This window comes from Streptomyces sp. NPDC055962 (genome assembly GCF_042270185.1).
Lineage (GTDB): Bacteria > Actinomycetota > Actinomycetes > Streptomycetales > Streptomycetaceae > Streptomyces.
Map to the genome: position 1 here is coordinate 38,401 of NZ_JBHJYN010000004.1, position 21,260 is coordinate 59,660.

Genomic DNA, 21,260 nt, shown 5'->3' on the forward strand with positions numbered 1-21,260 from the left:
GCGGGCCGGCGCGCTGCCCTGAATCCCGCTCGCGTCCATCCCGGCGGACGGGCAGGATGCGGAGTGCCGCGTCGCCCCGCCCAGGAGGTCCCATGCCCAGCACCGACCAGCCCGTGCCCTTCACCGCCGAGGACTACCGGGCCCGGATGATCCGCGCGGCCGAGGCCGCCGACGAGGCCGGCCTGGCGGGTGTCCTCGTCGCGCCGGGCCCCGACATGGTCCACCTCACCGGCTACCGGCCGACCGCGGAGACCGAGCGTCTCACCCTGCTCGTCCTCAGGGCGGGCCAGGACCCCGTCCTCGTCGTCCCGGCCCTGGAGGCGGCGGATGCCGAACGTGCGGCGGGAGCCACCGCCCTGGCCCTGCGTGACTGGACCGACGCCGCGAATCCGTACAGCCTGACCGCCGGACTGCTGGACGCGAAGGGCCGCTTCGGGATCAGCGACAACGCCTGGGCGCTGCACCTCCTGGCGCTCCACGCGCTCCTCCCCGACACCTCCTACGCCTCGCTCACGGAGGCCCTGCCGATGCTGCGCGCGGTCAAGGACGCGGCCGAGCTGGAGCGCCTCGCCGCCGCGGGGGCCGCCGCCGACGCGACCTACGAGCAGATCCTGAAGGTCCGCTTCTCCGGCCGGCGGGAGAGCGACGTGGCCGCGGACCTGGCCGCCCTCCTCCTCGAACACGGCCACTCGCAGGTCGACTTCACCGTCGTGGGGTCCGGGCCGAACGGCGCCGACCCGCACCACGAGGCCGGCGAGCGCACCATCGAGGGCGGCGACATGGTCGTCCTCGACTTCGGCGGGCTGATGCACGGCTACGGCTCCGACACCTCCCGCACGGTGCACGTCGGGGAACCCGCCGCCGAGGAGCAGCGGGTCCACGACGTCGTACGGGAGGCCCAGGAGGCGGGCTGCCGGGCGGTACGGCCCGGAGTGGCCTGCCAGGACATCGACCGGGCCGCCCGCGCCGTCGTCACCGAGTTCGGCTACGGCGAACGCTTCATCCACCGCACGGGCCACGGCATCGGGGTCACCACGCATGAGCCGCCCTACATGATCGAGGGCGAGGAACTGCCGCTCGTGCCGGGCATGTGCTTCTCCGTGGAGCCGGGCATCTACCTCCCGGGCCGCTTCGGGGTCCGTATCGAGGACATCGTGACGGTCACCGAGAACGGGGGGCGACGGCTGAACGCCACCGCCCGCGAGCTGGCGATCGTCGAGTAGGGGGCGGCTGGGGCCTCGCCGTCCGGACGCTCACCGGGGGAGGCGCGGGGGATGCGGACAGGGTGCTGAAGTGAGGTCACGGAGTAATCATTACATGACGTAACTCTTACGTCCAGGCATTCTCGGCGGTAGCATGGGCGGATGAGTGAAACCCACGAGCGCGGGATCCGGGAGCGAGGCACACAGGAGCGAGCCACGCAGGAACGCGGCACGCACCACGGCGGGGCCGCCGTCGGGACCGCCGGCCCGGTGCCGCGTCCCCCCGGCCTGCTGGGGCTGCCCTCCTACCTCGCGGGCCACGCGGCACGCATAGGTCACGACGCACTCGTGCAGGCGGTGGGGCAGAACGGGCTGCGTCTGCCGCACTTCGCCACCCTCACCGCGCTCGCGGACTTCGGACCGCTGCCCCAGCACGTGCTGGCGGAGCGGCTGGGCTTCCAGCGCAGCCATCTCGGCGGCTATCTCGACACCGTCGAGGAGCGCGGCCTGGTGTGCCGCGCCCGGGACAAGGCCGACCGCAGGCGCCAGGTCGTCGCCCTGACCGAGGAGGGGGCGGAGCTCCAGCGCCGGCTGCTCGTGGTGGCCGAGGAGTCCCAGGAGACGTTCCTGGCCTGCCTCACCCCTGTCGAGCGCGAGCTCTTCACCGAACTGCTCCGCCGCCTGGTGGACGCCGACGACCGGACGCGGAGCCAGGCGGACGGGCCCCGGGGGGCCTAGCGGGGCCAGGGACCCGCTCCCGCCACCTGACCGGGACTCCGGCGCCCCCTCCGCGTCCCTGCCGACACCGACGTCCCTCGACGTCCCTCGACGTCCCCCGGCGCTCCCGGTCAGTCGTCGGCGAGCACCACGCACGACTCCGGCGGCAGGTGCAGCACCCCGTCGGCTCCCGGGGCGTCGGCGGGCTCCCAGGCGGCCAGCACCCGCCCCCCGCCCGCCCGGTGGCGGCCCGCGCCCAGCGGGATGGCAGCGGGCTTCCCGGAGAGGTTGACCGCGATCCGAAGATCGCCCCGCCGGTAGGCGATCCACCGCGCCTCCTCGTCGTACGCCGTCCTGACGGAGGCCAGGTCCGGATCGGAGAGGTCCGGCAGCGTGCGGCGCAGGGCGATCAGTTCGCGGTACCAGGCGCGCAGTCGCGCGTGCGGTTCGCGTTCCTGTTCGCTCCAGTCGAGGCAGGAGCGGGCCCGGGTGGCCGGGTCCTGCGGATCGGGGATCTCCTCCTCCGCCCAGCCGTGCGCCCCGAACTCCCTTCGCCTGCCCTCGCGCACGGCCCGGGCGAGCTCCGGGTCGGTGTGGTCGGTGAAGAACTGCCAGGGTGTGCGGGCGCCCCACTCCTCGCCCATGAAAAGCATCGGGGTGAACGGTCCGGTGAGCACGAGTGCCGCGGCACACGCCTGGAGACCGGGCGAGAGCCCGGCGGCGAGCCGGTCACCGAGGGCGCGGTTGCCGATCTGGTCGTGGGTCTGGGCGTAGCCGACGAAACGGTGGGAGGGCGTACGGGTCGCGTCGACGGGGCGTCCGTGCACGCGGCCACGGAAGCTGGAGTAGGTGCCGTTGTGGAAGAAGGCCCTGGTCACCGTCTTGGCGAGGGCGCTCAGCGGAGCATTCGCGAAGTCGGCGTAGTAGCCCTGGGACTCGGCGGTGAGCGCGGTGTGCAGGGCGTGGTGGAAGTCGTCGTTCCACTGGGCGTGGAGCCCGATGCCGCCCTCCGTGCGGGGGGTGGTCGTGCGGGGGTCGCAGAGGTCGGACTCCGCGACGAGCGCGAGCGGCCGGCCGAGCTCCGCGGCCAGGGCGTCGACCGCCGTGGAGAGCTCCTCCAGGAAGGTGAGCGCCCGGCCGTCGGCCAGCGCGTGGACGGCGTCCAGGCGCAGACCGTCCAGCCGGTAGTCCCGGAGCCAGGCGAGCGCGCTGCCCAGCAGATACGCGCGTACCTCGTCCGACCCGGGGGCGTCGAGGTTCACCGCCGAGCCCCAGGGCGTGTGGTGCGTGTCCGTGAAGTACGGGCCGAACGCCGGGAGGTGGTTGCCCGAGGGACCCAGGTGGTTGTGGACCACGTCCAGGAGGACCGCGAGCCCCAGCCCGTGCGCCGTGTCGACGAAGCGTTTCAGCCCCTCCGGGCCGCCGTACGGCTCGTGCACCGCCCAGAGCGACACCCCTTCGTACCCCCACCCGTGCGTGCCGGGGAAGGGACAGACGGGCATCAGCTCCACGTGCGTGATGCCGAGGTCCGCCAGGTGGCCGAGGCGCTCGGCCGCGGCGTCGAAGGTGCCCGCCTCCGTGAACGTGCCGACGTGCAGCTCGTACAGGACGGCGCCGGGCAGCCCGCGCCCCGCCCAGGTGGTGCGCCAGGCGTACGCCTCGTGGTCCACGACCGCGCTCTCGCCGTCGGGCCCGTCCGGCTGACGGCGGGAGCGGGGGTCGGGCAGGACGGGGCCTCCGTCGAGCGAGAAGCCGTAGCGGTCGCCGTCCGCCGCCTCGGCCTCCGCCGCCCACCAGCCGGCGCGCCCCGGGGCGTGCTCCATCGGACGGCGCCCGCCCGCCGTGCACAGCACGGCCGACCCGGCTTCGGGGGCCCACACCTCGAACTGCATCCAGCACTCCTCGTCCATGAACCTGATGCCTCGCCGGAGGCCTCATGATCGGCGGAATTCGCACGCACGGTCCCGGGACACTGGAGCAAGCCCGCAACTGGCGATTAGGGTCTGGTCCTGATCATTGCCCTGCCGGGTTCTGCTCATTCGCAGGGAACCCGGGCAGTCATACAAGGTCCCTCTTACGGCTGCTGGAGGCCGAGATGACCGTGCCGCCCTTCCCACCCGGCTTCCTCTGGGGAGCCTCCGCCTCCGCTTTCCAGACCGAAGGCGCCTTCGACACGGACGGCAAAGGACCGTCCGGCTGGGACGCCTTCGCCGCGCAGCCCGGCAGGATCAAGGACGGTACCGACACCACGCGGGGCACGGGGTTCCACGAGCACTACCGCGAGGACGTCGCCCTGCTCGCCGGGCTGGGCGCGGACGCCTTCCGCTTCTCCATCAGCTGGCCCCGGGTCGTGCCCGGCGGCAGCGGCTCGCTCAACCCTGCCGGACTGGACTTCTACGACCGGCTCGTCGACGAACTCTGCGCCCACGGCATCACCCCCGCGCCCACGCTCTACCACTGGGACACCCCGCTCCCGCTGGACGAGGCGGGCGGCTGGCTCAACCGGGACACCGCCTACCGCTTCGCCGAGTACGCAGGGATCGTCGCCGAGCGCCTCGCCGACCGCGTCCCCATGTGGATCACCATCAACGAACCGGCCGAGGTGACGATGCTCGGCTACGCGCTCGGCGAGCACGCCCCCGGCCGCACCCTCCTCTTCGACGCGCTGCCTGCCGCCCATCACCAGCTCCTCGCCCACGGGCTGGCCGTACGGGCCCTGCGCGCGGCCGGTGCGGACAACATCGGCATCGCCCTGTCCCACACCCCCGTCTGGACGGCGGGTGAGTCCGACGAGGACCGCATGGGCGCGGAGATCTACGACACCCTGACCAACTGGCTGTTCGCGGACCCCGTGCTCACCGGCCGCTATCCCGACGAAGGATTCGCCGCGCTGATGCCGGGGCCGGTCGAGGACGACCTCAAGGTCATCTCCGCCCCACTCGACTGGTACGGCGTCAACTACTACAACCCGACCCTCGTCGGCGCGCCCCGGCCCGAGGCGCTCGACTCCTTCTCCGGGTACTCCATGCCCGCCGGACTCCCCTTCGGGATCCGGGAGATCGAGGGGTACGACACCACCGACTTCGGCTGGCCCGTCGTCCCCCAGGGGCTGGCCGAGACGCTCGGCCAGCTGCGGGACCGCTTCGGCGACCGGCTGCCGCCCGTCTACATCACGGAGAACGGCTGCGCGGTCGACGAGCCCGTCGCCGACGGCCGCCGCATCGCCTTCCTGGAGGGGCACCTGGAGGCACTGCGTACGGCCATCGACGCGGGCGTCGACGTACGGGGCTACTTCACCTGGTCGCTGACCGACAACGTCGAGTGGACCGAGGGCGCAAGCAAGCGGTTCGGCCTCGTCCACATCGACTACGAGACCCTGCGGCGCACCCCCAAGGAGTCCTACGCCTGGTACCGCGACGTGATCCGCGCGCAGCGCACCGGCGGCACGCACGGCTCGGCGCTCACCTCAGGTGAACGCGCTCCTGGATGACGCGGTGCCCGGCCCGGGCGAACGCGGCGGCCATCGGCAGGTTGCCCACGTCCGTCGACCCGGCGACGGACGTGGCGCCCTCCCCGGCCAGGAAGCGGGTGCACTCGACCAGCAGGTCGTAGCCGTAGCCGTGGCCGCGTGCCTCGGGCACGACCCCGATGAAGCCGATGCACGGGCCACCGGGATTGCGGGCGGGTACGTGGATGCCCGCGAGCGCTCCGTCCGGTCTGTGGGCGAGCTGCCACCAGGAGCGGGGGGAGGGGCACCAGTTGAAGAAGTCCAGCTCCTCCCGGGCGGCCTGCTCCAGACCGCCCGGTCCCTCGATGGCGCGCAGGGCGTGGGCGTCCAGCGTCCTGGAGTGGACCCGGCGGAGCACGTCCAGGATCACGGCGTCGTCGGGCTCCTCGCGGAAGACCAGCCGGCCGGGTCGCTCCGGAAGGCCGTCCGCGGGCGTCCACTCGTAGCGGTAGCGCTCGACCAGCGGCGTCATGCCGGCCGCCTCCGCCGCCGCGATCCGCGCCGAAGCGGCCGCCCGCACCTCGGGCAGGTCCCGCCAGCCCGGCGGCACGATCAGCTCGTACTCGACGGACCAGGGGGCGCTGCGCAGCAGTGCGGCGCCCGCGGCCTCCTCGCCCTCGGCGACGTCGAACCAGTTCAGTATCACGGGCTCGTCGTCCTCCGGTCCGCCCCACCAGGCGGCCCGGGCGACGACGACGCCGTCACGCACGGCGACCCAGCTCCACTCGGGGCGGTATTCACCGCCCTCGGCCACGGTGGCGTAGCGGTGGCCGAAGGCGGCCCGGCCGACGAGGCGGGGGTCGTGAAGCGTGTGGAAGAGAGGGGCGTCGCTCGGTGCGAGCGGACGGATGACCAGGTCGGTCATGGGACATGTCCTCCGGGACTCGGTGACGAGAAGCGAGCGCTCCCGGTCGGACCGGGTCCTACAACGCCCTGCGGGCGGAGCGGGAGCGCGTGATCGTGGTGGTGCGGGTGGTGCCGGTGTCATGCACGTGTCTCGCCTCCTTCCCGTTCGGGCGGGTGTCCGGGCGCCGACAGTAGGGCTCCCGGACCCCTCGCGTCCACCGGTTTCTCAGTGGTCCCACACCATGTCGAAGGCCCGCTCGAAATTGACGTAACCCAGGCGCGCGAAGGACTTCGCCATGGGGACGTTGCCCAGGTCCGTGGCCGCCCTGATGCGCTCCACGCCGTCCTGGGCGGCGAGCACACGCGTGCCCTCGCCGAGGATGTCGTCGATGTAGCCGTGTCCGCGATGCGCCGGCAGCACTCCGATGTAGGAGATCATCGGATGGTAGTTGTTGCGTGCCGGGAGGACGAAGCCCACCGGTTCCCCGCTCGGCAACTCCGCGATCCGCCACCACTCCCGCGGTGTCCGAAGACCCGCGAACTCCTCGTCGTACTGCTTCTCGGCGGCTTCGCGGGCGCTCAGTCCGGACGCCAGGTCGGCCTGTCCGTGTGCGTCCAGGGTCCCTTCCATCACCGGGGTCATCAGCGCGACGAGGTCCTCGCGTCCCCCGACCTGCCGGAACACCAGCCGGCCGGTGTCCTCGGGCACCGGCGTGCCCGCCCGCCACTCCAGGCGCAGCCGCTCGACCAGCATCCGCGCGCCGCTCGCCTCCATCACCCGTATCCGGGCCTCGACGACATCGCGCGCGGTGGGATCCTCGCGCCAGTCCGGGGGGATGAACCGGCCGTACTCCGGCCGGGGGGCGCCGGCCGGTACGACCGCGGCGGTCGCCTTCTCCAGCAGTTCGAGTCCGACCGCACCGCGCTCCGGCTCCGGAAGTGTGTCGTCCAGGTCGAAGAAGTCCAGGAACTGCGGGCTGCCGCCCTCCTGCCCCGTCCACCAGGAGAGCCGGCCGAGGACGCGGTCGCCCCGCAGCGCCACCCACATCCAGTCGGGGCGGCGGCGCCCCGTGGCGAGGTCGTCGGCGAGCTCGTGGTCGAGCACATAGGAAAGGCGGCAGAAGAGACCGAGTTCGTCCGCTCCGGTGAGCGGACGGACAGTCAGTTCCGGTGGTGCAAAGGTCACGGAGTCTCCTCGACGGGGGTGCCGCGCCGTACGGCGGCAGCGCGCGAGAATAACAACCATCCGGCTTCCGTGAGCGGCATTTATCCGGTGCCGCGCAGGTCAGAGCGACCGGAAACGGGCATCGTCTGGACACCCCGGGCATCTCGGCCCGACAATCGGTCCTGTGACGTCCTCCTTCGAGCACCACACGTATCCCGCGCGGCTCTCGGACGCCGAGCGCGACCGTGTTCTCGGTGTGCTCAGAGACGGCGCCGCACAGGGAAAGCTCTCCCACGACACGTTCCTGCGCCGCATGGAACTCGCCCTGACCGCCCGGCGTTCCGAGGAGCTGAAGGCACTCACCTCGGACCTCGACTCCGGCGGGCGCTGGTCCCGCGGGCTGTTCCGCGCGGTGGGAGGGGTCTCCGCCTTCCCCGCCCGGGTGCGCAGGGCGTGGCAGTCCGAGCGGCTGCCCAAGCTCCTGCTGCCCGTGCCCGGCCCGCACCCGCTGCGCATCGGCCGCGACCCGGGCAACGGGCTCCGGCTGAGCCACGAGACGGTGTCGCGGATGCACGCCGAACTGACCGCGCACGGCAGCCGGTGGGTGCTGCGCGACCTCGGCTCGACGAACGGCACCTGCGTCAACGGCCAGCGGGTCGTCGGCTCGGTCGTCGTGCGCGAGGGCGACCAGGTGAGCTTCGGCCGGATGACCTTCCGGCTCACCGCGTCGCTGCCCGTTCCCCCGGCCTGAGAGCCGCGTCCGCCCCCGGTCGCAGGGGCCTTCGTCCGAGGGTGGACACACCCCCTGCGTCGTGGTGCGTGGGGCCCGGTCCGTCGGACCGGGCCCCGGGGGACGGGCGCGGCGTCAGCGGATCATCCGGTCAGGGTGAACGCCTGGGCGGGCGAGCCGTCGCACGGCTGCTGCGAGAGCCTGGCGCCGTCGGCCTTCGACGAGTTGTCCACGGTCAGGCACTTGCCGCTGTGACGGGCGGTGAAGCGGTACTGCCCGCCGGTACCGGCGGACTCGGGCCTCCACTGCTGGTTGCTTCCGCCCGCGTACGACCACAGGTGGACCTTGATGCCGTTGCCGGTGGCACCGGGGCCGCCGGCGACGTCCCACACCTTGGCGTTGTGCCGGTTGACGACCTGGTAGGTGCCGTCGCCCGTGGGCCGGAACTGCCAGCTCTGGTTGGCGCCGGTGCCGCAGGCCCACTGCTGGAGCGCGGTGCCGTCGGCGGTGCCCCAGTCGGCGGCGTCCAGGCAGGCGCCGCTGTTGCTGTTCCTCACCCGGTACCAGGCGCTCGGGTCGATCGAGCCGGCGGGCGGCTCGGTGGTGGAGCCGCTGCCGTCCCACACGAAGGTGGCGACCGCACCGGCGGGGAGGGTGTAGGCGAGGGACCTGCCGTTGTCCGTCAGCGAGAGCCGCTGGGCGGCGGCGGAGGTGTTGACCACGTAGGCGGCGCGGCTGCCGTCCGGGTTCTGGAAGGCGACGTTCTGCACCCCTCCGCCGCCCTGGCTGGTGGAGCCGATCCGGGTGGCACCGGCCTTGATGAACTTGGTGACGTGGCCGAGGACGTAGTACTCGGCGTTACGGGTGACCTTCCCGTTCGCGATGTCGACGATGCCGTTGCAGCGGTTGCCGCACCCGCCCTGGTGGGGCCCGCCGTTCTGGTCGAGGGCGAGGTTCCAGTTGACGACGGTCTCGCCGCCGTTGCGCATGTTCTGCACGACGAGGTTCTCCGCGTGCCACCGCAGGGTGTCGGCGAAGGTCGTGGCCGGGTCGGCGCTGTCGGTGCCTGAGCACTCGGTGAAGAAGACGCGCTTGCCCGCGCCGACGACCTGCTGCTGGGCCGAGGGCGCCCCGCCGTAGCAGTGGAAGGCGGCGCCGATCACCCGGCTGACGCCCTGGGTGCCGTTGAAGACCTCGATCGGGTAGTTGGGGTGGTCCCAGTTGTGGTCGTAGGCCAGCAGGTTGGTGGGGAGGCCCGCGGCGGTGAGGGTGCGGTCGAGGACCTTGATGAACTCCGCCTGACTGCCCGACGTCATCGTCATCGAGGGGTAGCCGGCCGCGAACTCCGGTTCGTTCTGGACGGTGAGATCGGTCAGGCCGATGCCTTCCTGCCCGTACGCCTTGATGGCCTTGACCAGGTAGTCGGCGTAGGCCTGGTAGCTCTCGGTCTTCAGGCTGCCGCCGATGAGCGAGTTGTTGGTCTTCATCCAGGCGGGCGCCGACCAGGGGGAGCCCATGAAGCGGATGGCGGGGTTGACAGCGGTGGCCTGCTTCAGGACCGGAAGGATCTCGCTCCTGTCGCGGTCGATGGAGAAGGCGCCCTTGGTGTCCTCGTAGCTGTGGAAGCCACCGCCTGCGGCGTTGAAGTCGGAGTCGCCCAGCGGCTGGCGCAGATAGTTGAGGCCGATGCCGTCACCCGTGGAGAACAGCGACCTCATCAGCTCGTCGCGTCCGTCCTGGGGGAGCGACCGGATGAGGTGGGCGGAGGCGCCGGTCACCGAGGCCCCGGCGCCGGTGAATCTCTGGCCCTTGCTGCCGCTGTCGATTCGTATGTCGACGGCCTGGGGGGTGGCGGTGAAGGGGATGCTGCCGTCGGAGGCCAGCTTCCTGCCGCCGTCCGGCGTGGTGATCCATACCTGCGCCGTGGGGTCGGCGGCCTGGGCGGCGCCCGAGCCGGAGAGGCCGAGACCGGCGAGGGCCAGGGCCAGGGCTGCGCCCGTGGCCGCTGTCCGCCGACGGCGGGCGGGACGGAGTGGTGACATGGTGCGGCTCCTTCGGTTCGTACCGGTGCGGGGGTGCGCACGGGGCCGGCGGCCCTCGGTCCCCCTTCGGGCCGGTGCCGACGCCGGGAACAAGTGCTGTTTTGCGAGGGGGAGTTGAGATGCCGTCGCATATGAAAGCACACCCACTGAGTGGTTAGTAAGTGATGCAGGTCACATGTCGGCCGCCCGTGCGAGGAGGCCGGTGCCCGCGAGGAGGAGCGGGATTAGGCTGCGCGGGTGAACAACCCTTCAGCGAGCACGCCCGCCCACAAAACCCGGCCCCGCACCCCGCGCAGCGCGGAGGCCAAGCAGCGGCAGCAGCAGATCCTGCACATCGCGATGGACACCTTCGGTGCCCGCGGCTACAACAACGCCTCGCTCGCCGAGATCGCGGAGCAGGCCGGCCTCACCCAGGCGGGCGTCCTGCACTACTTCCGCTCCAAGGCACTCCTGCTCACCAGCGTCCTGGAGCTGAGGGACCAGACGGACATCGAACAGCTGGGTTCGGACCGCCCCCAGGGTCTCGAATTCCTGCGCCACCTGGTGGACACCGCGCTCCGCAACGCCGAGCGGGAGGGCATCGTGCGGCTGTACGCCGTGCTGTCGGCCGAGTCCGTCACCGACAGCCACCCCGCCCAGACCTACTTCCGTGACCGGTACAGCGGCCTGCGCGCCTTCGTCACCGACGCGCTGCGGGAGGCCTGCGACCTGCCCGACGAGCGGGCCGGCGAGGCCGAGACCGCGGCCAACGCCGTCATCGCCGTCATGGACGGCCTCCAGGTGCAGTGGCTGCTCTCACCCCGAGCCGTGGACATGGCGGCGTCGACCGACCTCGTGGTCCGCTCGCTTCTGGCGACCCTCGCCCCCCACCGGTTCGGTCCCGCCGGGGAGCGCTGAGCCGCCGGCCGCGGGCGGCTCGCCCCGTACCCCTCACGCGCGGCCGGGAGCAGCCCCCGCCCTCCGGAGGAGCGCCACGGGCCGATCCGCGAAGAGCCGCGCCACACCGACGGCCTCTCCCGTGAACTCGCTTCCCGGGGAGAGGAGATCGGTCCACGGGCCCTCGTCGGGCAGGGGCAGCTCCGTGTCGCGCCAGCCGCCCTCCTCGTCCAGGCGCAGGGCCAGCCTCGTCACCGCGGTGACCACCTCACCGGACCGGCAGAACGCCAGACAGTGCGCGGCCGCGGGGCCCCGCGCCGCCAGCGGGGCATAGGTGCCGGACTCGCCGAACAGCCCGGGGTGTTCGCGGCGCAGTCGCAACGCCGCCGCCGTCAGCGCCGCCTTCTCGTCGTCGTCCCCGTGCGGCCTGCTGAACGGCCGCCGGTTGTCGGGGTCGACCAGCGCGATGTACTCCCGCTCCGTGCCCTGATACAGATCCGGCACGCCGGGCATGGTCAGGTGCACCAGCGCGGCACCCAGCACATTGGCCCGTACGAAGGGGGCGAGCGTGTCCGCGAACCTGGTCATCATCGTCCGTGCCTCGCCCGCGTCGCAGGCCGGACCGGCCGCCACGAAGTCGGTCACCGCCCGCTCGTACGCCGGATCCGGTTCCGTCCAGCTGGTGTACAGGCCCGCCTCGCGCACGGCCTTCAGCAGCGCGGGCTCCAGTCTCCCCGCCATCTCACCGGCGGGCAGCCCCGCGCAGCCGAACGCCGACTGCCAGGCCTGCCAGGCCAGCTGCGGATCGGGGGCGGGGGCGGACGCGGCCCTGGCCAGCTGCGCCACCAGCGAGGACCACCGTTCGGGGCACTCGGACAGGACCGCGATCCGGGCCCGTACGTCGCCGCTCCTCTTGGTGTCATGGGTCGTCAGCACCGTGCCGGTGGAAGGCCAGTCCCGCGCGATGCGCGCGCAGAACGCGTGGAACTCCTCCGGGCTCACCGCCGGCTGCCCCGGGTCGCCGCCCACCTCGGTCGCGGAGATCAGCGGCACGTAACGGTAGAACGCCGTGTCCTCGACCGACTTGGCGTGCAGCGCGGAGGCCGTCTGCGCGAACCGGGCGCAGAACGCCGCGTGCTCCGGCCCGTCCCCGAGACGGCCCAGCGCCAGATCCCGCACCACGTCGACGGCGTCCGCCTCCTCGGGGACGGAGAACACCGCCTTGGCGTCCCGCACCGCCTCCGCCGGGAGCGTCGCCCCGGCGATCTCCGTGAGCGGGCCGCCCGCCGTCACGTACGGCCGGTAGACGGGGACCCGCACCAGCAGTTCACGCACGGCCGTGTGCAGCGCCCACGGCGCGTGGTCGTGCAGAGCCGGATCAGCGGCACACGCCTCGACGGCGAGGCGGGTCAGCCACTCGGTCTCGGCCGCCAGCTCATGGGTGACGACACGGTACGCCGCCCGGCGGACCGTGGCGGTCCAGTAGCCGCCGCGGTCCCCCGGAGGGCCGGCGAAGTCCCGGTAGCGGCCCAGCAGGTCGGCCGCGCCCATCGGATCGGTGAACAGGCCGTCGATCCGGTGCAGGGCGTCGTACCCGGTGGTCCCCGCGACCGCCCAGCCGGCCGGCAGGGCCTCGGAGCCGGTCAGGATCTTCTCCACGACGGTCCACCGCCCGCCCGTGGCGTCACCGAGCTGCCCGAGATACGCGGCGGGATCGGCGAGCCCGTCCGGGTGGTCGATCCGCAACCCGTCGACGACCCCGTCACGGACCAGTTCGAGGATCTTGCCGTGCGTCGCCGCGAAGACCTCGGGGTGCTCCACCCGGACGCCGATCAGATCGGAGATGGTGAAGAACCGCCGGTAGTTCAGCTCCGTCCTGGCCAGGCGCCACCAGGCGAGCCGGTAGTGCTGCGCCGACAGCAGCTCCGGGAGGGGGAGGCCCGCCGTGCCCTCCCGCAGCGGGAACTCCAGGTCGCCGTAGCGGAGTACGGAGGTGCCGTCGTCCCGCGTGCCCGTCTCGAAGCTCTCGCTCTCCTCACCGGCACGTCCTGCGAGCACGGGCAGCAGCACCTTTCCGCCGCCCGCCGTCCAGTCGATGTCGAACCAGCGGGCGTACGGGGACTCCGGGCCCTCGCGCAGCACCTCCCACAGCGGCAGGTTGTGCCGGGGTGCCGCGGCCATGTGGTTCGGCACGATGTCCAGGACCAGTCCGAGGCCGTGGGCGCGCGCCGTCCGGGCCAGCTCGCGCAGCCCCTCCTCGCCCCCGAACTCGGCCCGCACCGTGGTGTGGTCGACGACGTCGTACCCGTGTCCCGACCCGGGCACGGCCTCCAGCACGGGGGAGAGGTGCAGATGGGAGACGCCGAGTTCGGCGAGATACGGCACGGCGTCCGCGGCGGCGGCGAACGGGAAGTCCGGTTGGAGCTGCAGCCGGTACGTGGCGGTGGGCGTCATGGATTCGTACGTACCCAGCCGGGCCCGTCTCTCCCACCTTCTCCGCCGCCGGGCACCGACCGGCTGCCGCCCGGCCGGTGCCCGTCACCCCATCGGCCTACGCGGGACGCTTGAGCACCGTCAGGCTGCGCCCGAGCAGCGTCACCCGTTCACCCGCCGAGACCTTCGGCCCCGCACCGGGCGGCACGCCGTCCGGGATCGCCGTGTCCACGACGACCTGCCACTGCTTGCCGTGGTTCATCGGGACGGCGAACTCCAGGGACTCCGCGCCCGCGTTGAACATGAGCAGGAACGAGTCGTCGGCGATCCGCTCACCGCGCGGCCCCGGCTCGGAGATCGCGTGGCCGTTCAGGAAGACCGTCATGGCCTTGGCGTGCGCGGCCTGCCAGTCCCGCTGGGTCATCTCCTCACCCCTGGGGGTGAACCACGCGATGTCGGAGAGCTCGTCGTGCGTGCCCTCCACCGGACGGCCGTGGAAGAAGCGCCTGCGCCGGAAGACCGGGTGGTCGCGCCGGAGCCAGACCATCGACCGGGTGAACTCCAGCAGGCTCGTGTCCGAACCGCCCCCGTCCTCCTCGCCGTCCTCGGCGCGCGCGGCGGCCGGATCGGGCCAGTGGACCCAGGAGAGCTCGTTGTCCTGGCAGTAGCCGTTGTTGTTGCCCCGCTGGGTGCGGGCGAACTCGTCGCCGTGGCTCAGCATGGGGACGCCCTGGGAGAGCATCAGCGTGGCGATGAAGTTGCGCATCTGACGGCTGCGCAGCTCCAGGATCTCCTTGTCCTCGGTCTCGCCCTCCGCCCCGCAGTTCCAGGACCGGTTGTGGCTCTCGCCGTCGCGGTTGCCCTCGCCGTTGGCGTCGTTGCGCTTGTCGTTGTACGAGACCAGGTCGTGCAGCGTGAACCCGTCGTGGCAGGTGGTGAAGTTGATCGAGGCGAGCGGGCGCCGGCCGTCGTCCTGGTAGAGGTCCGAGGAGCCCGTCAGCCGCCCGGCGAACTCCGCCAGGGTGCGGGGCTCGCCCCGCCACAGGTCCCGCACGGTGTCCCGGTACTTGCCGTTCCACTCGGTCCACAGGGGCGGGAAGTTCCCCACCTGGTAGCCGCCCTCACCCACGTCCCAGGGCTCGGCGATCAGCTTCACCTGGCTGACCACCGGGTCCTGCTGCACCAGGTCGAAGAAGGACGACAGCCGGTCGACCTCGTGGAACTGGCGTGCCAGCGTCGCCGCCAGGTCGAAGCGGAATCCGTCCACGTGCATCTCGGTCACCCAGTACCGCAGCGAGTCCATGATCAGCTGCAGGACGTGCGGGGACCGCATCAGCAGGGAGTTCCCCGTGCCCGTGGTGTCCATGTAGTACTTCTGGTCATCGGCCAGGCGGTAGTACGACGCGTTGTCCAGGCCCCGGAAGGAGAGCGTCGGGCCGAGGTGGTTGCCCTCCGCCGTGTGGTTGTAGACCACGTCGAGGATCACCTCGATGCCCGCCTGGTGGAGCGCCTTCACCGCCTGCTTGAACTCCAGCACCTGCTCGCCGCGGTCGCCCCAGGAGGCGTAGGCGTTGTGCGGGGCGAAGAAGCCGATGGTGTTGTAGCCCCAGTAGTTGGCCAGGCCCGCGTCGGCGAGGCGGTGGTCCTGGACGAACTGGTGCACCGGCATCAGTTCGATGGCGGTGACGCCCAGCTCCGTCAGATGGGCGATGATCTCGGGGTGCGCGAGCCCCGCGTAGGTGCCGCGCAGTTCCTCGGGCAGGCCCGGGTGGAGCATGGTCAGGCCCTTGACGTGGGCCTCGTAGATCACCGTGCGGTGGTAGTCGGTGCGCGGGCGGCGGTCGTCACCCCAGTCGAAGTACGGGTTGACCACGACCGAGCTCATGGTGTGCGGGGCCGAGTCGAGGTCGTTGCGCTCGTCCGGCTTGCCGAAGGGGTAGCCGTACACCGCCTCGCCCCACTGGATCTGCCCGGAGATCGCACGTGCGTACGGGTCGAGGAGCAGTTTCGCCGAATTGCAGCGCTGCCCGTGCTGCGGCTCATAGGGTCCGTGCACCCGGAAGCCGTAGCGCTGTCCCGGCATCACGCCGGGCAGATAGGCATGACGCACGAAGGCGTCGGTCTCGCGGAGTTCCACCGCCGTTTCTGAACCGTCGTCGTGCAGCAGGCACAACTCGATTCGGTCGGCGGCCTCCGAGAAGACCGCGAAGTTGGTTCCGGCGCCGTCGTACGTGGCGCCGAGCGGATACGCGTGTCCCGGCCAGACCTGCATAGATAGGACTCTTCCACTTCTGATCCGGGTGCTGGGTGTTTTCGACCCGATACTCCCCGAAAGACGGTCCCGTACCTAGTACGTCGGCCGGTGCGGCCGGGTCCCGTCGTCCCGGTCCCGTCGGGGCCGGTCAACCTGGGACACCTCGGTGTCGCCCGGACAGGTGTCACGGGCCGCCCGACAGCTCCTCCGTCCGGTATGCGGCATGCGAGCGGGTGAACAATCGCTATGAACCATCTCACTCCACCCGATCTCACCGCAAGGAACGGGCCTGCGGGATACGGGAGTTGAGTAAGCAGCCTGTGCATCCGGCTGCACCGGCTCCCGCTGCCGGAGTACCCTTCCTTGATCGTTGGTGGGGGAGTGGAAGGCGGTGCACGGGTGAGCTCGGGAGGATTCGAGCTGCCCCCAGGTGACGCAGGTCACGAGGGGGAATCGACCGATGCCCCGCCGGGTGCTGTCTCCCTCGCGCAGCCCATGGAGATCGGCGCCGAGCTGGACTGGGGAGCGGATGCCTGGAACGAGGTGCGGACCCGGGCCCAGCGGGCGGGGCGTGCGTACATCTGGCTGAATCTCGTGGAACAGCGGCTGCGTGCCGTGGTCTCCGCGGTGATCCGGCCGATCTACGAGCCGGTGCACGGCGAGGGCTGGGTGGTGGCCGCCGCGGGGCCCGCGGGCCAGGAGTGGGTGCAGCGCGCCGTCGCGGTCCGGGAGGTCTCGCGCCGCAAGGGCTATCTGCTCGACCCGGCCGACGACAACGTCCTGAGCTTCCTGACGCTGCCGCAGCTGCGCGAGCTGATGGTGCAGCACTGGCCCTGCTTCGAGCCGTACTTCGACGACCGCCGCGAGGTGGAGCTCGCGCTGGACGAGCTGGAGGTCGCCCGCAACGTCGTCTCCCGCAACCGCGCGCTGAACGAGGCGGTCCTGGCCCAGGCCGAGCGGGCCTCCGCGCGGCTCCTGGAGATCCTCGGCAGCGGTGCCGCGGTCCCGTCCGCCGACCGGCTGCCCGTGGACGCGGTGGAGGAACTGGTCGGCGACCGCTACGCCGACGTCGTCTCCGTCCATCCGGACCGGGTGCGGCTGCAGCGCCAGCTGCCCGCCGAGGACCTGTTCGGCGGCGCACGCCGGCTGGACGCGATCGGCATAGGGCTCAACCTGCTGACGCAGAACTTCTCGGGACGCCGCCTGGTGCGCCTCGCCGAGTCGGGGTGCCGGGTCCGGCTGCTCTTCATCAACCCCGCGAGCAGCGCGGTGAAGCGGCGCGAGCGTGAACTGGGTCTCAAGAAGGGCGAACTGAGCCGCTCGGTGGAGATGAACATCCTCCACATGCGCCGCGTCCGCTCCAAGCTCCGTGACCCGGGTGCCTTCCAGATCCACGTCTTCGACGAGACGCCGCGCTTCACGGCCTATCTGGTGGACGGCGACGGGCCCGACGCGGTGGGGGTCGTCCAGCCGTATCTGCGGCGCGCACGCGGCATGGAGGCGCCCGTGCTGGTGCTGCGCGGCGGGGGGCGTGCGGTGGTCAGGGCGGGGCAGGACAGTGAGCACGGCCTCTTCGAGACGTACCGCGAGGAGTTCGAGTCGGTCTGGACGGACTCCAGGCCGGTCTCCTGACGCCTCCCCCGCGTTGTCAGTGGTGCGTGCGAAGGTGGTCGTCACTCGGGGGAAAGCACCACAGGAGGAGGTACGGGATGAGCTGGATGAGCGGGCCGCTGCTGGCGTTCGACCTGGAGACCACGGGGACGAACGTCGAGACCGACCGGATCGTGACGGCGGCGGTCGTCCGGCTGGAGGCGGACGGATCCGTCCCGGAGGAGCGGACCTGGCTGCTCGATCCCGGCGTCGCCATACCCGAGCAGGCTTCCGCCATCCACGGCATCTCGACGGAGCGCGCCCGCGAGCACGGGCGGCCGGCCGCCGCCGCGATCGAGGAGATCGCACGGGCCGTCGCCGACGGGCTCCGCTCGGGAACACCCCTGGTGGTCATGAACGCGCGCTACGACCTGTCGCTGCTCGACCGTGAGTGCCGGCGGTACGGGGTCGCATCGGTCAGCGAGAGGCTGGGCGACGCGCCCTCGCCCGTCATCGATCCGCTCGTGATCGACAAGCACGTCGACAAGTACCGGAAGGGGAAGCGGGCCCTCCATGCCCTGTGCACCCACTACGGGGTCTCGCTCGAGGACGCGCACGACGCGAGGGCGGACGCCCTGGCGGCCGCACGCGTGGTGCGGCGCATGGGGGAGAGGCACCGGCCCGTCGGTGTGATGCCGCTGGAGGACCTGCACGGTCTTCAGGTGCGGGCGGCCGCCGAGCAGTCGCTCTCCCTGCAGGCCTATCTGCGGCGCACCGCGGATCCGGCGGCCGTCGTCGAGCCTGCCTGGCCGCTCATCCCCCGGAGGCGGGAGCCCGCGGGCGGACGGGGCTGATCCGGCGCTCCCGGGGCGTCAGTTGGGAGCCGGCGACGCCGTCTCGTCGGCCTTGATGTCGAAGTTGATCTGCTTCCCCTCGACCGAGGTGACGGTGACCGTCACGCCCAGGGTGCTGCCGTCGTTCGCCGTGAGCGTGCACCGGGTCGTGGTGCCGACCTTCCCGGCGAGGTCCTCGGGGCAGCTGATGTCCGGCTTCGGCTGGCCCGTCGTCCGGGCGAGCTTCTCGGAGACCGTGGTGGCCAGCTTCTCCGCCGACAGCTTCGGCTCGGTCGTTCCGACGTTGACCGACGCCGAGCAGCCGACGAGCAGCACGCCCGCGGTCACGGCCGTGGCCGAAAGGCTCCACTTCGCGGCGGTCGAGCGGGGTATGGCCATGGGGGGCTCCATTCCGAATGATCAAGGCGGACGCCGGTAGCTTACGTGGCGCCGTGTGCCGGAGATCCTGCCGGAAGGTGCCCGGACGGCTCGCGGCAACAGGTGGGGGCATACCGGGACAATCCCTGCCGGGACAGGTATCTCCGGAACGTGGTGGACAGGTCTCTCCGGAACGTGGTGGAGGAGAGGGCGCGGGCCGTACCCGCCGGCGTCAGAGCTTGCCGAAGATCACTCCACGCCAGGTCCAGCCCGACGTGAGGGCGGCGTTCCTCAGCGGTTCGGTCAGCTGCGCACTGTCGAAGCTGAACGTCTCGGTCGCCTCCAGGCGTCCGCTCTCCCCGCGCTTGAGCGTGTAGCGGCGGGAGACGGTCCGGCCCGCGCCGCGCGAGTACTCCGCCGAGGTCTGGAACCGCGGGGGGTTCCCGACGCGGGTGACCTCCCACTGCTCCTCCACCGCACGCACCTCATGGCCTTCCTCGGCGAGGCGCATACGGATCCGTACGGCATGCGTCAGCTGGGAGGAGAGGAAGAAGTTCTGCCAGGCGGGTTCGGCGATCCGCCACTCCGCCACGAGGTCGGCGCCGAACTCCGACCCGTCGCGGACGACGTAGGGGACATCCGGGCTGTTGAGCCCGAGGAGGGCGGTCCGCACCTCCTCGGCCGGGCGTGGCACGACGCCGTCCTCGGGACGCCTGGTTCCGGTCAGCATGTCGAAGAGTCCCATGAGGTCAACCTATGAGGGGTCGGATTACCGGTGCAAGGCAGGCTGTCCCCGCGCGACCCGTCACGGGGTCGCGCCGGTGTCCGGGCGGACCGTGCGCACGAAGTCCCGGAAGTCCTCCACCACCTCCGGGTGCTGACCGGCGGTGGCCGTGAGGATCAGGCGGATCACCGCCCGCTTGCCCGGATCGGCGACGTCCAGCATGGACAGGTAGACCTGGGACTGGATCAGGTCGCGGGGCGCGCCCCCGGCGACGGCCGAGACGGCCAGGGTCTGGGTGAGGCCGGGTGCTTCCGCCGAGCCGACCTCGCGGCGCTCGACGACCTCCACGGACACCGCGGATCCGCGCAGGTGCTCCACCGACTCGTCGGCGATCCCGGGGAGCGTGGCCCGGTCCGGGCGGAAGCTGCCGTCGACCGTGATGTTCGCGGTGAACCCGGCGTCCGGCTGCGGATGCAGCGCCACGAACGCCGCGCCCGGCGCGCCCACACCGTCCGGAGGCGTGGCGCGCCAGCCCTCCGGCAGTTCGAACGCGATCGGGACGGGCAGGGTGGTGGTCATCTCGGTCTCTCCTTGCTACAGCGGTGTACGTGCGGCGTCAGGGCTCACGTCAGAACAGACTGCCGATCCCGTCGCCCACCCAGCCGGCCGCGTCCCCCACGGCGCCGGCCGCGTCGCCCACCGTATCGACGACCTTCCCCGGGTCGACGGTGAACTCGAAGCCCACGGCACCGCCCAGGGCGGGGGACACGCCCACCTTCGGGCCGAAGTGCCACACGCCGTTGGCGTCCTTGCTCGCGTTCAGGGTCGCCTCCGCGCCGGGACCGGCCCAGCCCTCGGCCGTGACGCCCACGCCGATTCCTCCGACGTCCGCGCCCGCGCCGACGCCGCCCTTCGCGCCGGCGAAGGCCTCGGCGCCCAGATTCAGCCCGTCCAGGCCCACTCCGGCGTTGACGCCGGCCTCGGCGCCCGCCATGGCCTCCGCGCGCCCGTACACCCCGACGGGGCCGGCGTCGGCGGTGCCGCCGGCCGACGCCTCGCCGCCCGCGAAGGCGCCGGCTTCCGCCTGGACCCCCTCGTGGGTGACACCGGCGGCCGCAGAGGCCTTGGCGCCCGCGTAGGCCTCGGCCTCTCCGGCCAGCTTGAGCGGGCCGTTGGTGAGGGAGCCCTCCGCGCTCGCGCGTCCGAGGTCGGCGTGCGCCTCGGCCTCGGCCAGCTTCCCCTTCCCGACGTTGGGACCGGAAGCCTCCGCCCCGACGCCCGGGCCGGAGGCCTCGGATTCGCCTTCGGAGACCCATCCGTCCTTCTTGCCCGGCTTGGGATCGGGCTTCCCGGCCTTCGCCAGGTCGCCCACGGCCGACGTGTTGAACCCGCCGATGCCGATGCCGTCCAGCGAGCCGTCGCTCGTCGCGCGGGACAGCGCCCGCTTGACGCTCTGGTCGGCCTCGTCGACGGCCTTGACCGCTTTCGCTATCTGGCTGGTCCAGCCCTGCGCCTTCGTACGGGCGTCCGCCAGCAGCATCTCGTGGTCGGGGTCGTGCTGAAAGGCGAAGCGTTCCTGCTCGGACATCTTGTCGTAGCCGATGTATGTGGCCTTGCCCTCGCCGTCGACCTTGTAGTCCTTCTTCTCCGCGTCCTCGACCAGATCCTTGACGGCCTTCTGCAGGCGGGTCAGTTCGGTCTGCGCGTCCGTGAGGAGGCTGGCGATGGCCAGTGCCTCCGCCTTGGCGGCCCCGTACTCGAAGGCCGTGGCCGAGGCGTTGTGCTGCTGGGCGCCGAACGCCTGGCCCTGCCAGTTCCCGTTGCCCAGGACGCCCTGCACGTGCTTCTCGTAGTTGGTCTTCAGCTCACCGAAGCGTTCGCCCATCTTCTTCCAGGCCCCGGCGACGTCGGCGAAGGAGGACAGGTCGGCCGTCATCACGTCGTGATAGTTCAGAGTCATGG

The 21,260-nt window shown here is 71.9% G+C and carries 17 protein-coding genes; 7 read left to right on the plus strand and 10 right to left on the minus strand.

The window, feature by feature from the left end:
• Positions 1 to 92 precede the first annotated feature (92 nt).
• Both ACFC51_RS13805 and ACFC51_RS13810 read left to right on the plus strand, forming a co-directional pair.
• A complete protein-coding gene (locus tag ACFC51_RS13805) occupies positions 93 to 1,223 on the plus strand; it encodes a M24 family metallopeptidase (protein ID WP_376528705.1) in 1,131 nt (376 codons plus the stop codon).
• Positions 1,224 to 1,364: 141 nt separating this feature from the next.
• A complete protein-coding gene (locus ACFC51_RS13810; protein ID WP_376371170.1) occupies positions 1,365 to 1,940 on the plus strand; it encodes a MarR family winged helix-turn-helix transcriptional regulator in 576 nt (191 codons plus the stop codon).
• Between the two features lie 110 nt (positions 1,941 to 2,050).
• Here ACFC51_RS13810 and treZ read toward each other — a convergent pair whose 3' ends face one another.
• Complete coding sequence (gene treZ / locus ACFC51_RS13815; RefSeq protein ID WP_376528707.1) at positions 2,051 to 3,811, minus strand: malto-oligosyltrehalose trehalohydrolase; 1,761 nt, start codon at positions 3,809 to 3,811, stop codon at positions 2,051 to 2,053.
• 203 nt (positions 3,812 to 4,014) lie between these two features.
• Here treZ and ACFC51_RS13820 point away from each other — a divergent pair, with 203 nt between their 5' ends.
• On the plus strand, positions 4,015 to 5,409 hold the full coding sequence (locus ACFC51_RS13820; protein WP_376371173.1) for a GH1 family beta-glucosidase: 1,395 nt from the start codon (positions 4,015 to 4,017) through the stop codon (positions 5,407 to 5,409).
• Here ACFC51_RS13820 and ACFC51_RS13825 read toward each other — a convergent pair.
• Positions 5,381 to 6,292: a GNAT family N-acetyltransferase gene (locus ACFC51_RS13825; RefSeq protein ID WP_376371175.1), complete on the minus strand. Its 912-nt coding sequence runs from the start codon at positions 6,290 to 6,292 to the stop codon at positions 5,381 to 5,383. The genes ACFC51_RS13820 and ACFC51_RS13825 overlap by 29 nt on opposite strands.
• Before the next feature lie 207 nt (positions 6,293 to 6,499).
• Positions 6,500 to 7,459: a GNAT family N-acetyltransferase gene (locus tag ACFC51_RS13830; protein WP_376371177.1), complete on the minus strand. Its 960-nt coding sequence runs from the start codon at positions 7,457 to 7,459 to the stop codon at positions 6,500 to 6,502.
• Between the two features lie 163 nt (positions 7,460 to 7,622).
• On the opposite strand from ACFC51_RS13830, the gene ACFC51_RS13835 reads away from it, so the two are divergent.
• Entirely contained in the window at positions 7,623 to 8,189 is a 567-nt protein-coding gene (locus ACFC51_RS13835; protein WP_376371179.1) for an FHA domain-containing protein, read from the plus strand.
• Positions 8,190 to 8,311: 122 nt separating this feature from the next.
• Here the strand turns inward: ACFC51_RS13835 and ACFC51_RS13840 are convergent, their stop codons facing one another.
• Positions 8,312 to 10,210: an RICIN domain-containing protein gene (locus ACFC51_RS13840; RefSeq protein WP_376371181.1), complete on the minus strand. Its 1,899-nt coding sequence runs from the start codon at positions 10,208 to 10,210 to the stop codon at positions 8,312 to 8,314.
• Positions 10,211 to 10,447: 237 nt separating this feature from the next.
• Here ACFC51_RS13840 and ACFC51_RS13845 point away from each other — a divergent pair, with 237 nt between their 5' ends.
• Positions 10,448 to 11,107, plus strand: a complete 660-nt coding sequence (locus ACFC51_RS13845; RefSeq protein ID WP_376371183.1) for a TetR/AcrR family transcriptional regulator — start codon at positions 10,448 to 10,450, stop codon at positions 11,105 to 11,107.
• Between the two features lie 33 nt (positions 11,108 to 11,140).
• Here the strand turns inward: ACFC51_RS13845 and treY are convergent, their stop codons facing one another.
• Positions 11,141 to 13,540, minus strand: coding sequence for a malto-oligosyltrehalose synthase (treY, locus tag ACFC51_RS13850; RefSeq protein ID WP_376528710.1), 2,400 nt, complete (start codon positions 13,538 to 13,540; stop codon positions 11,141 to 11,143).
• Between the two features lie 97 nt (positions 13,541 to 13,637).
• On the minus strand, positions 13,638 to 15,791 hold the full coding sequence (gene glgX, locus ACFC51_RS13855) for a glycogen debranching protein GlgX (RefSeq protein ID WP_376371186.1): 2,154 nt from the start codon (positions 15,789 to 15,791) through the stop codon (positions 13,638 to 13,640).
• 381 nt (positions 15,792 to 16,172) lie between these two features.
• Between glgX and ACFC51_RS13860 the strand changes: the two genes are divergently transcribed.
• Positions 16,173 to 17,405: an SAV2148 family HEPN domain-containing protein gene (locus ACFC51_RS13860; protein ID WP_376528712.1), complete on the plus strand. Its 1,233-nt coding sequence runs from the start codon at positions 16,173 to 16,175 to the stop codon at positions 17,403 to 17,405.
• A gap of 77 nt (positions 17,406 to 17,482) precedes the next feature.
• On the plus strand, positions 17,483 to 18,217 hold the full coding sequence (locus tag ACFC51_RS13865; protein ID WP_376528715.1) for a 3'-5' exonuclease: 735 nt from the start codon (positions 17,483 to 17,485) through the stop codon (positions 18,215 to 18,217).
• 18 nt (positions 18,218 to 18,235) lie between these two features.
• Here ACFC51_RS13865 and ACFC51_RS13870 read toward each other — a convergent pair whose 3' ends face one another.
• From ACFC51_RS13870 to ACFC51_RS13885, 4 genes are all read right to left on the minus strand, one after another.
• On the minus strand, positions 18,236 to 18,595 hold the full coding sequence (locus tag ACFC51_RS13870) for a DUF4333 domain-containing protein (protein ID WP_376371189.1): 360 nt from the start codon (positions 18,593 to 18,595) through the stop codon (positions 18,236 to 18,238).
• 211 nt (positions 18,596 to 18,806) lie between these two features.
• On the minus strand, positions 18,807 to 19,319 hold the full coding sequence (locus ACFC51_RS13875) for a hypothetical protein (RefSeq protein WP_376371191.1): 513 nt from the start codon (positions 19,317 to 19,319) through the stop codon (positions 18,807 to 18,809).
• 60 nt (positions 19,320 to 19,379) lie between these two features.
• Positions 19,380 to 19,877, minus strand: coding sequence for a hypothetical protein (locus ACFC51_RS13880; protein WP_376371192.1), 498 nt, complete (start codon positions 19,875 to 19,877; stop codon positions 19,380 to 19,382).
• A 49-nt stretch (positions 19,878 to 19,926) separates the two neighbouring features.
• Complete coding sequence (locus ACFC51_RS13885; protein ID WP_376371194.1) at positions 19,927 to 21,258, minus strand: hypothetical protein; 1,332 nt, start codon at positions 21,256 to 21,258, stop codon at positions 19,927 to 19,929.
• Positions 21,259 to 21,260: the final 2 nt, after the last annotated feature.